The following is a 13,675-nucleotide window of genomic DNA, read 5'->3' as shown; positions in this document are numbered from 1 at the left end:
GGCGAGGGTCGCCGCGTGTGGCGCCTACCCAGGCCGCCTGCGCGCGCTCCCCCAGGCGGAAACCCGATACGAGGCTACGCACGCCACCCGCATCCCGGGAGGGAGGAGGAATCATGCCGAAAGCCGACCCAAGATGGAACGCTGTCCTGGAGTGTAACAACGTGTTGCGGAGCCGCTTGTTGACCTGGGAACTGTTGCTGTTCCAGTTGGCGAACGAGAACTTCCGCTCTGATACCCGGCTCATCACCATTTTGCAGTTCGTTCGCCAGTTGCTGGAGCAGGATGTCAGCCGCAGCTTCGCCACCGAAGAACTGGGCCTGTACTCCGATGCCGAGGAGCACCAGCCCGACACGCGCACCCTGGTGCAGGAGCTGCGGGAGGAACACGATGACTTGCGCGAACGCCTGGAGAGCATGCACCGGCACCTGAGCGAAGCGACGTTTGAGAGCTCGGAACGCGTGCGCGCCGCCGGCATGGAGCTGGCGGAAGCCGTGCGTGCGCACATGCGACGGGAAGAGGAGGAGCTTATCCCAGCCCTGGTCGAGGGACGTTACCGGATGGCCCGCTGACCATTGCCAGGTGGAACTGGAGGAGCGAGAAAGCGACGAGGCGGAACCGAAGGCCATGACGTTTCGGCAATGTGTCGTGTTCTTGCTTGGCCTGGATCCGCCGGGCGTGGATCAGTTGCGGGATTTGCCTGAGGGGAGAAGCTGCACGCCGGCAGTGTGCCTGATTGTGCCATCAGGAGCAGCGGGGCTGCCTTGCATCGTTGAGCGTCAATTTTTCGAGGAGGGACTCATGAGCAGGAACGGTGAGCAGTGGAGTGCAGTCTTGGAGTGCAACAACATCGTGCGCCAGCGCCTGATGACCTGGGAGCTTCTGCTGTACCAGCTTGTAGATGGAAACTGCCGTTCAGACAAACGTCTGCTGGCCATTTTGGCTCGGGTCCTCGACGTAATCGAGGACGACGTCGAGCGCATTTGCGCGATCGAAGAGACCGGGCCCTTCCGCTACGGCGAGGAGAAGTTTCCCAGGGTACGCCTTCTGGTGGAGGAATTGTGGCGGGAACACAGCGGGCTGCGTGCGCAGGTACAGCGGGTGAGGATGGAACTGGGCGCCGCGCCGCTGCCAAAAGCGGAGCTGGTCGGACGTGCGTTGCACTCCGCGGGCATGGAACTCGCCCAGTCGATTCGCAAGCACATCCGACGCAACGAGGAAGAACTCATTCCGGCGCTGGTGAGCCCGCCCCCTCCAATCGCAGAAACCGCGGAGCCCGGAGGCCCCCTGGCGGCCGGATAGGCAGGGGGCAGATCTCCGACGTGCCGTCTCGATACGCGCGGGTGAGAAACAGCGCATCCCTGGCCCGTGGCATCCAAGCGGAGTAGGGCTGATCGAAGCGATGAGGGCCTACATCATCACCCTGACGGCGAGTCCCATGTTCTGGTTCGTCGTGTGGTGGATCGTGGTCGGCCTGATCGCCGGCTGGGCCACCGGGAAGATCATGCGTGGCGCGGGCTACGGCGTGCTCATGGATATTGTCGTGGGCATCGTGGGCGCGATCTTCGGCGGCTACGTCATGAGCAGCCTGGGCTTCTCCTCCGGCGGCGGTTTCTTCTACACCCTCTTTGTGGCCATCCTCGGAGCGGTCGTGCTCACCTGCCTGATTCGGATCGTCAAAGAAGCCTGATCGAACGCGGCCGGCCAGTTCCCGGCCCGCTACTCCTGCTTGAGCTTGACGCCGGCGGCGACCTCGACGGCCCCACCGATATTGCGGACTTTGACCTCGCCGGATTCTTTGGACAGCACCCGCAATCCCGCCGCGTTCGCCACCGTGACGTCACCGGAGGTATCCGAGATCTCGACCTGGCCGGCGCGGGTCACGCGGATCTGCCCGGACTGATCGCGCAGCACAACCCGACCACCGACGTCGGTGACCACGATCTCGCCGGAATCGTCGTCAATCTCCAGGTCGCCGCGGACGTGCGCGACATTAAGGTTGCCACCGCGGTTATGGATGCCGGCGCTGGCCGCCTGAGCCAGGTCAATATTTCCGTCCGAGCCGGCCACGCTCACTTCGCCCAGGCGGCGGAGTTTCATCTGCCCGGAGCGGCTTTCGATGGTGGACTTGCCCGCAACCTCCTCGATCACGACGTCGCCGGATTCCTTGCGCACCTGGAGCGGGCCGCCGATGCCACGTACGGTTAACGTTCCACTACCGTCGTTGATCTCGACTCCGCGCCCCATTCCGGAGACCTCGATCACGCCGGAAGTGTCGCGCAGGATCAGGAGCGTGTCTGCGGGCACGACCACTTCGAAATCGATCGGGTACTGCGCGCGGCCCCAATTGGAGATGGCTCGCGGGATGTCGGTGCGAATCGTCAGCTCCGGCGTGCCTTCGCCCGAAATCTTGATCAGCCGCTTCAGGATGCCTTCCTCGCCCAGCTTGAAGATCCAGGTGCGGTCGATGGAGACGTTCATGCGGACTTCCGTCGCCGCCGGGTCGCCGCGCAGGACGAAGTCGCCTTCCTCCACGTCGAACACGATGGTCTGCGCGCCTCGTGCCGAGACATTCATGGGGTAGGTCTTGCGACGCGGGGCGGCCCAGGCCGTGAAGCTGGAGGCCAGCAGCAGGCAAATCAGCAGGTGTCGAGACACACAGGCCTCCTCAGGGGGGCGCGTCAGCTTAGAACCGGGCGCAGTGCGCGGGGTTGTACCAATGGAGAGGGTGGCACCGGGAAAGAGTATGGCGGAAGCGAGTGCGAGTCGAACGCACCGGAGACGGGTTGACCCGCCTCCCGCCGGTTTTGAAGACCGGGAGGATCACCGGACCCCATGCGCTTCCGTTGTAGCGCTGAGCACTCAGCTATCAGCGATCAGTCAACATTAAGGGGCTAAAGCCCCTAGTCCATTTGCGGGAGGAGTGCGGCACGACTGAAGTCGTGCCCTTCCACCCCATGCGCTTCCGCGGTAAACCAGTGGCCCGTGGCCAGTCGTCAGCAAAATCTCACACCTTGTTGCGCCTTGTGGCGGCCAGGCGCTCCCTGGCCTTGGCCAGCGCTTTCTCCTCGGCCTCCTGCTTGCTCGCGCCCTGGGCGCGGGCAATCTGCGCCCCGGGCGAGACGTTGTCCGCCTTGCAATAATAGACGTCGCCCAGGCGGTACGAGGTCAGGTTGACCGGCCAGCCGTGCAGTTCAATCTTGCGCTCGGAGTAATCGGTCGGTTTCATCGCGTCACGCTCCAGTTCCCTCATGCACACGCAACCCAAGGGCCCTCGACTCGGGTTTCCCGGCCTGGTGAAAACGGCCGGGAGCCCTCCCTCGCTCGGGATGACGGCGCGAGGAAGGATGAGCCACCGCGACCAAGGCTACACAACCTCAGCAGCTCACGCCGCCTTGCTGGCCGTGGCCGGACCTTTCTCGACGGGCGCGCCCACCAGGTTGCCCCACTCGGTCCAGGAGCCGTCATAGTTGACGACATTCTTGTAGCCGAGCAGGTACTTGAGCACGAACCAGGTGTGGCTGGAGCGCTCGCCGATGCGGCAGTAGGCGATCACGGGCTTGGAGCCGTCGATGCCTTCGGCGCCGTACAGCGCTTTGAGTTCGTCCGCGGACTTGAAGGTACCATCCTCGTTGCAGGCCTTGCCCCAGGGGATGCTGCGCGCGCCGGGGATGTGGCCGCCGCGCTGGCAGGTTTCCGGCAGTCCCGGCGGAGCCAGGATCTCGCCGGTGAACTCCTGCGGGCTGCGCACGTCCACCAGCGCCGCAGTCCTCTTGGCCTGGGCTTCCTGCACCTGCGGCAGGAAGGCGCGCAGGGAAAGGTCGGGAGCCGAGGCCTTGTATTGCGTGCGCGCGGCCTTGGTGGGGACGTCGGTGGAAAGCTCGCGCCCTTCGGCCAGCCACTTCTTGCGGCCGCCGTTCATCAGCCGGACGTCCTTGTGACCGTAGATCTTGGCCTGCCACAGCGCCCAGGCGGCGAACCAGTTGTTGTTGTCGCCGTAGAGGATGACGGTGGTGTCGTTGCCGATGCCGGAAGTGGCCATCAGTTCTTCGAACGCTTCCTTGGAAAGGATGTCGCGGCGCACGGTGTCGCACAGTTGCGTGTTCCACGCCCAGGCGATCGCGCCGGGCACGTGGCCCTCGTTGTAGGCGTTGGTATCCACGTCCACTTCCACGATTGCAACTTTAGGATCCTTGCTGTGCTGGGCCACCCAGTCGGTGCTCACCAGGACCTCGGGATGCGCATAGTCAGCCATGGGGAAACTCCTCCAATCTCGAGATGGACGTTGCTTCGGCCCGGCGTTCTCCGGACCGTGATTCCCTACCAGATGCGGGGACCGGCAACAAGGACTCCGCAAACGCGCGCGGGAAGCCTCGAGAGCAGGGGCGAACCGAAGGACGGGACGCCATCAACAGCAACAACAGCGGCCGCGAAGCACTGGCAGGTTCCGCATCCGGCCCCTAGAATATGCGCGGCCAAAAACCACTGTCAAACCCGGGAGGCAGTGTGCGCCGATATCCGTTCGTGCAGTTTGACGTTTTCACCTCGACCCCGCTGGAAGGCAACCCGCTGGCCGTCTTTCCCGACGGGCGCGGCCTCTCCGATGGCGAAATGCAGGCCCTGGCGCGGGAGATGAACCTCTCGGAAACAACCTTCCTTCTGCCGCGCGACCCGGCGATCGAGCGCGAGCGCGGCGTGCGCATGCGCATCTTCACCCCGGAGGAAGAGCTTCCTTTCGCCGGCCATCCTACGCTGGGCACGGCGTACTATCTGCACCGGCAGTCGGGCGCGGCCGAAGTGCGCCTGGAAGTGAACGCCGGCACCATCCCGGTCACCTTCCGCTCCGGCGAAGACGGCGTGTTCGGTGAAATGCGTCAGAACGACCCGGTGTTCGGCATGCTGCATCCCCGCGAGCCCATCGCCCACGTGGCCGGACTGGCCGTGGATGACCTCGACGCTTCCCTCCCCATCCAGACGGTCTCGACGGGCCTGATCTTCGCCATCGTGCCGGTGCGTTCGCGCGCGGCCCTGGAGGGCATGCATTTCGATCTGCACCGTGCGGCGGAATACCTGGAGAAGACCGACGCCAAGTTTCTGTATTTCGTCAGCCGGGACGTTCGCAACCCCAGGCGCGTCTGGAGGCCCGCATGATCTTCTCCAACGGCGAAGACCCGGCTACCGGTTCGGCGGCGGGCTGCGCGGCCGCGTGGATGGTGGCCAGCGGCGTCGCCCAGCCCGACGAGTCGGTCCTCATCGAGCAGGGCCGCCACGTGCACCGGCTCAGCCGCATCCATGTGCGCGCCGGCCGCCAAGGTGACCGTGTGGTCAACGTGCGCGTCGGTGGAAACACTGTGGAAGTGCTGCGTGGTGAAGTGACGTGGTGACCGCAACCAGCCCTGCAACGCGAGCAATGACGCGGGAGAACACCGGCAGGGCTCGCCCGGAATAGCACTTTGGTGCTACTGACGCCCGCGGCACTTTACACTGGCCGCCCGCTCCCGTAGGATTCGCGACGCTTTTTCTCGCCAGCCCGAGATAAGAAAAAATCCGAACCGGGAAGCGCACGGGACAGCCGCGCGGCGCCCGCGTCCCGGTCGCGGAATATACGAGGCGACATGAAAGGCAAGAAAACCATTCTCTGTGTGGACAGCAACGAACAGGCCCTTTCGATCCGCAAAGTCATCCTGGAAACCCACGGCTACCGGGTACAGACCGCCACCAACGCTGCCGCCGCGCTGCCGCTCTTTCAGGCGGGGGGCGTGGACCTGGTGCTGGCCGATCTGACGCTCACCGATACCGACGGCGCCCGGCTGATTGAGCAGATCAAGGCGCAATCGCCGCACACTCCCGCCATCCTGTTCTCCAATCGCGTGCGCATCTACGAGCGCGAGACCTGCGCCGATGTGTTTCTGCCCAAAGGCGCGTACTCGCCGGCCGAGGTGCTGGAGCGCATCCGGCACCTGCTGGCGCGCAAACGCGGCCCGCGGCGCATTCCGGCGTCGCAAGCGGCGCCGGGCGCGGCGCGGATCGGCGTCGCCTGATCCCATGCCGCCGAAAGTCGGTTATTCCACTCCCCTGCTCCACGTCGCGGAGATCGAGAGGTCGATCCGTTTCTACGGGCTTCTGGGATTCGTGACTGTAGATACCGACCGCTGCGACCCGCTGGGGTGGGCGCGCGTGCATTGTGAGGGCGGTGCGGTGATGTTCCTGAGAGCCGAAGAGGAGGTGGATCCTTCCGCGCAAGCCGTGTTCCTCTACATGTATACCCCCGACCTGGCTGGACTGCGCGAACACTTGCTGGCCATCGGAGTTAGAGTACCGCCAATCAAGCACCCACCGTACATGCCCAGCGGCGAGATCACCATCGCCGACCCCGATGGCTACACCATCTTTGTCGGCCACTGGGGAGCATCGGAACAAGAAGCCTGGGAGAAGCGTATCGGCGCGAAAACGTAGAGTCCCCCGTTCCGGATGAAGCTGCCCGTGAGGGTCGTGTATCATCAACGATTGCGATGGCGCCCATCATCCAGGCCGAGCAGGTAACCAAGGTCTATCGCGTAGGCAAGGTGGAGGTCCCGGCGCTCACCGGCATCTCCCTCAGCATCCAGAAAGGGGAGTTTGTCAGCATCGTAGGACCGTCGGGCAGCGGCAAATCCACGCTGTTCTATATCCTCGGCGGACTCACGCGGGCCACCTCCGGCCGGGTCCTGATCGACGGCGACGACTTCAGCCGGCTTTCCGACGCCGAGCTCACGCAGGCGCGCAAGCACAAGATCGGCTTTGTCTTCCAGAAGTTCAACCTGCTGCCCACGCTGGACGCGCGCTCGAACATCACTATCGCGCAGGATATCGCCGGACGCACCAACGGCTCGGCCGACCGGGAGCATTTCGATAGAGTGGTGAAGATGCTGGGCGTGGAGGGCCGCATGCAGCACCGGCCTTCAGAACTGAGCGGCGGCGAGCAGCAGCGCATCGCGCTGGCCCGCGCGCTCATCAACAAGCCGGCCATCGTGCTGGCCGACGAGCCCACCGGCAACCTCGACTCCCGCAACTCCGATATCGTCCTCAAGCTGCTGCGGCAGTCCAACCAGGAGCTGGGCCAGACGGTGCTGATGATCACCCACAACCCGGAAGCCGCCACCATCGGCGACCGCATCCTGCACATGCGCGACGGCCACCTCGTCACCCCGGACGAGGATCCGCAGTGGACCCACCACTAGCGGCCCGGGGGCGGCTGGCGTCCCAGGGCGCTTCGGTGTAGGATTTTCTTCCTGTCGAGGTTTTCGGGGACCATGTCTTCGGCTGCGCCCATTCTGACGCCCACGCCTACGCCTTCCGGCCGCTCCGGCGCGTTCCCCGTGCTGGTGTTCGTGCAGGGCGGCGAGCAGCGGCAGATCACGCTCGATCACACTCCGTTCACCGTGGGCCGCAAGACGGATAAGAACCTGGTCATCGCGGACGCGCGCGTTTCCCGCGACCACGCCGAGATCATCGCCGAGGGCGGCGACTTCTTCGTAGTCGACGTCGGCTCCAAGCACGGCACCTTCGTCAACGGCCAGCGCGTGGAGCGCCGCAAGCTCATGCCCGACGACCGCATCGAGTTCGGCATGCGCGACGGCGCGTTCGTGCTCTTCAATCCCGCCGGCACGCAGGCCTCCACCGCCCGCGAGTTCCTGAGCCAGATCCACGGCTTGCAGGTGCGCGCCGACGCCAGCGACCTGGAAAAGCTCACGCTCTTCCTCAACGCCGCTCGCAAGCTCAACACCTCGGGCGTGCTGGAAGAAGTGCTGATCACGCTCATCGAGACCACGTTGCGCGTCACCGGCGCCGAGCGCGGCTACGTCTTCCTGCGCCAGCCCGACGGTTCGCTGAAGCTGGCCGCGGGCCGCAACGCCAAGGGCCAGACGCTGGTGGATGACAGCACCATCTCGCACTCCATCGTCGAGGAGGCCGCCCATTCAGCTTCCTCCTTCCTGGTGACCGATACCACCAAGAACAGCGCGCTGGCCGGCCGCCAGAGCATCGTGGCCTACGACCTGCGCACTGTCATCTGTATCCCCTTGCGGCGCGGCTCCATGCAGCAGCAGGCCGGCGGCGACGCGACCACTCTCGGCGTCCTTTACATGGACAGCCGCTTCACCTCCAAGGACATCTCCAACGTCAGCCAGGACATTCTGGGCGCGATCGCGACCGAAGCCGCGTCGCTGGTGGAGAACGCCAACCTGGCCGCCGCCGAGGAGCAGGCCCGCCGCCTGCAACAGGAGATGGCCATCGCCGCCGCCATCCAGCAGCGGCTGATGTCGGTCACCATCCCGGAGGTCCCGTTCGCCAGCCTGAACGCGCGCAATCTTCCCTGCCGCGATATCGGCGGCGACTTCTTCGACGTGGTGATGACCAAAGACGGACTGACCGTGGTCATCACCGACGTCTGCGGCAAAGGCGTCTCGGCCGCCATCCTGGCTTCCATTCTTCAGGGCATGATCTACGCTCAGGCCGTGGCCGGCGTGCCGCTGCACGAGATCGTCACCGGCGCCAACCGTTTTCTGTGCGAAAAGTCGATCGGCGAAAAGTACGCCACCGTTTTCGTCGCCCGTCTCAGTCCGTCCGGCGAGCTGGAGTTTGTGAATTGTGGACACGTTCCGCCGGTGCTGGTTTCCAACGGCAGTGTCGCGCGCATCGAAGAGTCTAATCTGCCGGTGGGCCTGCTGCACGAAGCGTCCTATCAAGCCGGGCAGCGCAAGCTCGCGCCCGGCGACCGTCTCGTCCTGGTCACCGATGGAGTCACGGAAGCTGAGAACAGCCAGGGCGAATTCTTCGGCGATGAGCGCCTGGAGCGCGCTGCCGCCAGCGAGAACGCATTCGACAACCTCTTCTCCTCCATCCGCGAATTCTGTCGCGAGACGCCTCTGGGCGACGACTGCACGGTCGTCGAGCTGATCTATCGTGCGTAGCCGGCCGCCCCGCCGAATCCGTCGCACCTGAGAACGCCCATGGCCCAGCCTTCCAAGCCCACCGACGCCGAGGACCTGCGCAAGCCCATCCTGCCCGGCCAAGGCGCTTCCGACTACGAACGCTACCTGCGCACGGACGAACTCCTGGCTCTGCAGAAGCCGGCGTCGGACATGCTGCATCCCGACGAACTCACTTTCCAGGTGACGCACCAGAGCTCCGAGCTCCTGCTGAAGGCCGTGGCCTGGGAGATGGAGCGCGCCCGGCAGGCTCTCGCGCAGGGCGACTACGGCAATGCCGCCCGCCTGATGCGCCGCGCCAACTTCATCCTCGATTTCCCCGTCGGCCAGCTCCACATCCTGGAGACCATCACGCCTTACGAGTACCAGGTGATCCGCGCCGGCCTGGGACACGGCAGCGGGCTGGATTCGCCCGGCTTCTCCGCGCTGCTGCACATCGGGCCGCGCCTGGGCGAGGCGTTCTTCGCCGAACTCGACCGCCTCGGGCTCTCGGTCGAGCAGCTTTACAAACGGCACGCCGAGTTCTTCGGCCTGCACGAGGTCGCTGAATGCATGCTCGATTTCGACGAGCGCGTCCAGCTCTTCCGCTATCACCACTTGAAGCTCGCCCAGCGCATCATTGGCGGCGGCGTCATCGGCACCATGGGCACGCCCGTCGAAGTTCTCCGCCAGCGCATGGAGCACATCTTCTTCAAGCCGCTCTGGGACGTGCGCAACGAGATCACCGCCCGCGTCAATGCCGAACGCCAGAAGGAAACCTCCGGCCACGGCGAAGCGCCCCGCTACTGACCCGCTTGTTTCCCGCTGGTTCGCGGCGGAGAATAATGGTTTTCCGGGAGGTGTGCTATGGCCACCTATGTCATCCTCAGCCGTTTTTCTCCGGAAGCGTTCCGCGAGCCCAAGGATTTCAGGAAGCTGGCCGATGCAGTCTCGTCAAAAATCCGGAAGGACTGCAAGGGCGTGAGCTGGAAGGCCAGCTATGCCACTCTCGGCCGCTTCGACGTCGTGGACGTGGTCGAAGCCGATGATCCCCGGCAGATCGAGAAGGCGGCCATGATCATCCGCGCCTACGGCCACTCCACCACCGAGACCCTGTTGGCTACGCCCTGGAAAGAGTTCCTGGGCATGCTGTAGGTAGTCGACGAACCCTGCTGCTGATGTCTTGTCGGCTTGGCTTGGTGAGCCACAAGACCCTGCAAGTGGTTTCTTTTTCTTGGCGTTACGAGATTACCCGGCCTCGCCTTCGCGCCCTCACGCGAACCCAGGAGCTGACCTTTGCCCGTGACGTACGTCACATCCATAGCCATGCGCGAGCGTTGTAGAATCTCGAACATGCATTGGTTGCGCAAAGCCGCGGTTCTTTCCCTGGCGCTGAGCCTGGCGCCGGCCGCGGTTGCCGCCTGCTTGTTTCCGCTCGCGGAACTGACCGCCGCCGAGCAGGAATGCTGCCGCGTCATGCCTGCCGATTGCGGTGAGAGCAGCATGCCGGAGACGCACTCCTGCTGCCGGACCACCGCGAAGTCCAATACGGTTGTCTTCGCGCCGGCCAAGTCGTTCACGGTGCCTCCTCCGCTGGAGTTGGCCAGCCCCGTGGCTGCTGCCGCGGTCACGCCCCGGATGTTCCCCGCTGCGGCGCACGACATCTTTTCCTCTATCCACGCGCCGCCTGAGTCGCCGCCCGGCTCCATCACCGTCCTGAGGATCTAGCCCGCTCTCGTTTTTCCCGGAGACGCACGCGTGTGTCTCCACGACCGTTGGTCTTTGTCGGAGGGAGAAATGAAAGCGATCCGTGTCCTTGTGTACCTGCTCGCGGCTACCGCCTTGTGTCGCGCCCAGGCGGATGACCCCTATGCCCCGGTGGCGGCCCTGCTGCCGCAGCCGCATGCGGAGCGCCAGCCCGCAGCTCGGCCTATGACGCTCGAGGAGCTGGAAGCGGCGGCGCTCGTCAACAATCCCGAGGTCCGGGCCGCGGCCCGTCGCGTGGCTGTGCTGGAGGCGCGCCAGCCCGCTGCCGGCGCGCTCGACGACCCCTGGTTCATGTATCGCGGCTGGGGCGTCCCGCTCGAGCGTCCGTGGGACTTCAACCAGGCGCAGAACATGTTCATGCTCGGGCGCACCTTGCCCGGGCCCGGCAAGCGCGACCTGCGCTCTCAGGTGGCCTCCCGCGACGTTGAAGTCGCCCGCGCCGAGCTCGAAGCAGTCCGGCGCGCAGTCGCGGCCGAAGTCCGCAAGGCCTTCTACGAACTGCTCCTTAATGCGGACCAGTTGCGTCTGCACGACCAGCAGGTGGCGCTGGCACGGCAGGGCATCGAGTCGGCCCGCATCAAGTACGTGGTCGGACGTGTGCCTCAGCAGGACGTCCTCAAGGCGCAGATTGCTCTCACCCGCCTGGTGGACCACCTGGTGATGCTCGAGCAGGAGGGCTCCCTCGCCCGCGTCCGGCTGAACGCGCTGCTCGGCCGCGACCCGGCGGCTCCGCTCGAGGTCGCGGGCTCCTACGCGCCGCTCGCCGGGCTTCCCTCCGTTGCCGAACTGCAACGGCGGGCCCTCGAACGCCGGCCGGAGCTGGTGGCCGCGCGCGCCGCTGTTCAGCGCAGCCAGGCAGCACGCAGGCTGGCCGATAAAGCCTATTCCCCGGACTACAACCTCTCCGCCGGATACATGCTCCAACCGGATGGCTCCCGCTTCCGCAACTCGTACATGGCGGAACTCTCCATCAACCTGCCCTGGCTCAACCGCCGCAAACATGATGCCGAGATCGCCACCGCGCAGGCCGAACTGAGCTTGCAGGAGACGGAGTACGAAAGCCGGCGGGTCACAGTCTTCCGCGAGATCCAGGAAGCCCTGGTTCGAGCGCGCTCCGCCGAAAAACTTGTCCGGCTCTACCGCGACACCCTGCGGCCGCAGGCGCGCGCCGTGCTCCAGGCCACGGCCGCCGCCTACGAGACCGACCGCACAGACTTCCTCAACCTGCTCGACGGCCAGAACACCACCATCGATGTGGAGGTCTCCTACTTCCGCGCGCTGGCCGAGTTCGAAGCCCGCATCGCCGACCTGGAGCGAGCCGTGGGCGCGCCGCTGCCCCGCGGCACGAGCGCCCGTGTCGCTGAGTCCGAGCCGGAGGTGAACCCATGACTGCGCGTGAAACGAGATTCCTGTTTGCCGGAACGGTGCTGGGCGGCGTCTTGGCTGCCGGAGCCTTTCTGGCCTTGTGGCGCGATTCGACAACGCCCGCTCCGGCTGAACCGGCGCCAACCGGCTCCATGTCCGCGCACGGCGCGCATGCGGCCGAAACTGCCGCCACCGCGAACGCTCCCGCTGCGAAGAATGAAAAGCCAGCGCCCGGTCCGGTCGGCATGCTTGAGCTGACTCCGGAAGAGCTCGCCTCGATTGGCGTGGAAACGGTCGAGGTGCGCCGGCGCATCCTCGAGCAGGCCGTGACCGCCGTCGGCCGCATCGAGGAGGCCGAGACTCGTTTGGCCACCATCAGCGCGCGCGTCGGCGGCCGCATCGACAAGCTGCACCTGGACTTCACCGGCGAGAGTGTCCGCCGCGGCCAGCCGATCGCCGAGATCTACAGCCCCGAAGTCGTCTCCAGCGCCGAGGAGTACAGGCTGGCCCTCGAGAACCTGGAGCGGATGGGCGCGGCCGCACCGCAGGCCGTTGAGCAAGCGCGGGAGCTCGTTGCTGCCAGCCGGCGACGCCTCGAGCTCTGGGGTCTGACGCCAGAGCAGATCCGCTCCATCGAAAAATCGGAGCAGCCCTCCCTCCACATCACGCTCCATGCGCCCGTCAGCGGCATTGTGACCGAGCGGCGCGTCACCGAAGGCCAGTATGTCCGCGAGGGCGACGTGCTCTACACGCTCAGCGATCTCAGCACAGTGTGGGTCAAGGCCGATGTCTACGAGGCCGACATGCCGCGCGTTCGCCCGGGACAGGCGGCGGAGATCACCTCCGAGGCCCTTCCCGGCGAAACGCTTCGCGGCCGCGTCGGTTTTGTCGAGCCCATGGTGAACCCGCAGACGCGCACCGTGGCGGTGCGCATCGAGGTACGCAACCCGGCGCTGCGACTGCGTCCCGGCATGTACGTCATGGCCATGCTGCGCGGGGCGGCCGCCCGCAGCGTGCTTGCCGTGCCGCGCTCGGCCGTGCTCGATACCGGCATGCGCAAGGTCGCCTACGTGGCCAAGGGCGAAGGTGTCTTCGAAGGCCGCCAGCTCGAACTGGGCCCCGCGGCCGGCGACTACTTCCCCGTGCTTGCCGGCCTGAATGAGGGCGAGCGTGTCGTGGCCCGCGGCGGCTTCCTCATTGATTCCCAGACCCGCCTCGCCGGAGGCTTGTCGGGGATGTTCGGGGGCTCCAAGGAGTTCCAGCCCCCGGCCAAGGGAGAAGCCAAGGCCTGGAAGATCACTTTCCAGGTGGACCCTTCTCCTCCCCGCGGCTCCCAGGAAAACACGGTTCGGGTGCAGGTGCTTGACGCCGCCGGCAAGCCTGCAACGGACGCATCCGTACGCGTCGAGTTCTGGATGCCTGCCATGCCCGAGATGGGCATGGGCGAGATGCGTGCCGGAGCCGACCTGAAGTGGGATGGCTCCGCCTACTCGGGCAGCATCCGCTTGCCGTCGGCCGGTTCCTGGAACGTGACCGTCCAGGCCCGGCGCGGCACCGAGCGCCTGGCCGCCTACCGCACACGCGTGGACGCTATCTAA

General features: G+C 65.7%; 17 protein-coding genes and 1 tRNA gene. 14 read left to right on the top strand and 4 right to left on the bottom strand.

What is annotated here, in order from left to right; all coding sequences use genetic code 11:
- Positions 1–113: 113 nt before the first annotated feature.
- From VNK82_07460 to VNK82_07450, 3 genes are all read left to right on the top strand, one after another.
- Positions 114–569, top strand: a complete 456-nt coding sequence (locus VNK82_07460; GenBank protein HXE90781.1) for a hemerythrin domain-containing protein — start codon at positions 114–116, stop codon at positions 567–569.
- A gap of 10 nt (positions 570–579) precedes the next feature.
- Complete coding sequence (locus VNK82_07455) at positions 580–1,299, top strand: hemerythrin domain-containing protein (GenBank protein ID HXE90780.1); 720 nt, start codon at positions 580–582, stop codon at positions 1,297–1,299.
- A gap of 100 nt (positions 1,300–1,399) precedes the next feature.
- A complete protein-coding gene (locus VNK82_07450) occupies positions 1,400–1,687 on the top strand; it encodes a GlsB/YeaQ/YmgE family stress response membrane protein (protein HXE90779.1) in 288 nt (95 codons plus the stop codon).
- A 29-nt stretch (positions 1,688–1,716) separates the two neighbouring features.
- Here VNK82_07450 and VNK82_07445 read toward each other — a convergent pair whose 3' ends face one another.
- The 4 genes from VNK82_07445 to VNK82_07430 form a co-directional block, all read right to left on the bottom strand.
- Positions 1,717–2,655: a DUF4097 family beta strand repeat-containing protein gene (locus tag VNK82_07445; protein HXE90778.1), complete on the bottom strand. Its 939-nt coding sequence runs from the start codon at positions 2,653–2,655 to the stop codon at positions 1,717–1,719.
- Between the two features lie 89 nt (positions 2,656–2,744).
- A tRNA-Sec gene (locus VNK82_07440) sits at positions 2,745–2,842 on the bottom strand.
- Between the two features lie 162 nt (positions 2,843–3,004).
- The gene (locus tag VNK82_07435) at positions 3,005–3,226 is read right to left on the bottom strand and encodes a hypothetical protein (GenBank protein HXE90777.1); all 222 of its coding nucleotides are present in this window, start codon (positions 3,224–3,226) and stop codon (positions 3,005–3,007) included.
- A 156-nt stretch (positions 3,227–3,382) separates the two neighbouring features.
- Positions 3,383–4,252, bottom strand: a complete 870-nt coding sequence (locus VNK82_07430; protein HXE90776.1) for a sulfurtransferase — start codon at positions 4,250–4,252, stop codon at positions 3,383–3,385.
- Between the two features lie 251 nt (positions 4,253–4,503).
- On the opposite strand from VNK82_07430, the gene VNK82_07425 reads away from it, so the two are divergent.
- From VNK82_07425 to VNK82_07375, 11 genes are all read left to right on the top strand, one after another.
- Positions 4,504–5,148 (top strand): PhzF family phenazine biosynthesis protein, encoded by a 645-nt coding sequence (locus VNK82_07425; protein ID HXE90775.1) that lies wholly within the window; start codon positions 4,504–4,506, stop codon positions 5,146–5,148.
- Positions 5,145–5,381: a PhzF family phenazine biosynthesis protein gene (locus VNK82_07420; protein ID HXE90774.1), complete on the top strand. Its 237-nt coding sequence runs from the start codon at positions 5,145–5,147 to the stop codon at positions 5,379–5,381. Before VNK82_07425 ends, VNK82_07420 begins: the two co-directional genes overlap by 4 nt.
- A gap of 231 nt (positions 5,382–5,612) precedes the next feature.
- The gene (locus VNK82_07415) at positions 5,613–6,038 is read left to right on the top strand and encodes a response regulator (protein ID HXE90773.1); all 426 of its coding nucleotides are present in this window, start codon (positions 5,613–5,615) and stop codon (positions 6,036–6,038) included.
- 4 nt (positions 6,039–6,042) lie between these two features.
- Entirely contained in the window at positions 6,043–6,453 is a 411-nt protein-coding gene (locus VNK82_07410) for a VOC family protein (GenBank protein ID HXE90772.1), read from the top strand.
- 56 nt (positions 6,454–6,509) lie between these two features.
- Positions 6,510–7,217 carry an ABC transporter ATP-binding protein gene (locus tag VNK82_07405; protein HXE90771.1) on the top strand — a complete coding sequence of 236 codons (708 nt, stop codon included), beginning with the start codon at positions 6,510–6,512 and terminating at the stop codon, positions 7,215–7,217.
- A 72-nt stretch (positions 7,218–7,289) separates the two neighbouring features.
- Positions 7,290–8,948 carry a SpoIIE family protein phosphatase gene (locus VNK82_07400; GenBank protein ID HXE90770.1) on the top strand — a complete coding sequence of 553 codons (1,659 nt, stop codon included), beginning with the start codon at positions 7,290–7,292 and terminating at the stop codon, positions 8,946–8,948.
- Positions 8,949–8,987: 39 nt separating this feature from the next.
- Positions 8,988–9,755 (top strand): tryptophan 2,3-dioxygenase family protein, encoded by a 768-nt coding sequence (locus VNK82_07395; GenBank protein ID HXE90769.1) that lies wholly within the window; start codon positions 8,988–8,990, stop codon positions 9,753–9,755.
- 57 nt (positions 9,756–9,812) lie between these two features.
- On the top strand, positions 9,813–10,100 hold the full coding sequence (locus VNK82_07390; protein ID HXE90768.1) for a GYD domain-containing protein: 288 nt from the start codon (positions 9,813–9,815) through the stop codon (positions 10,098–10,100).
- A gap of 198 nt (positions 10,101–10,298) precedes the next feature.
- Positions 10,299–10,673, top strand: coding sequence for a hypothetical protein (locus tag VNK82_07385; GenBank protein HXE90767.1), 375 nt, complete (start codon positions 10,299–10,301; stop codon positions 10,671–10,673).
- Positions 10,674–10,742: 69 nt separating this feature from the next.
- Positions 10,743–12,101: a TolC family protein gene (locus VNK82_07380; protein HXE90766.1), complete on the top strand. Its 1,359-nt coding sequence runs from the start codon at positions 10,743–10,745 to the stop codon at positions 12,099–12,101.
- A complete protein-coding gene (locus VNK82_07375; GenBank protein HXE90765.1) occupies positions 12,098–13,675 on the top strand; it encodes an efflux RND transporter periplasmic adaptor subunit in 1,578 nt (525 codons plus the stop codon). The genes VNK82_07380 and VNK82_07375 overlap by 4 nt, the downstream gene beginning before the upstream one ends.

The organism is Terriglobales bacterium (assembly GCA_035573675.1).
Classification (GTDB): domain Bacteria; phylum Acidobacteriota; class Terriglobia; order Terriglobales; family Acidobacteriaceae; genus DATMAB01.
Note: the sequence above shows the minus strand (reverse complement) of the source record. Positions and strands in the feature narration are given on the sequence as shown.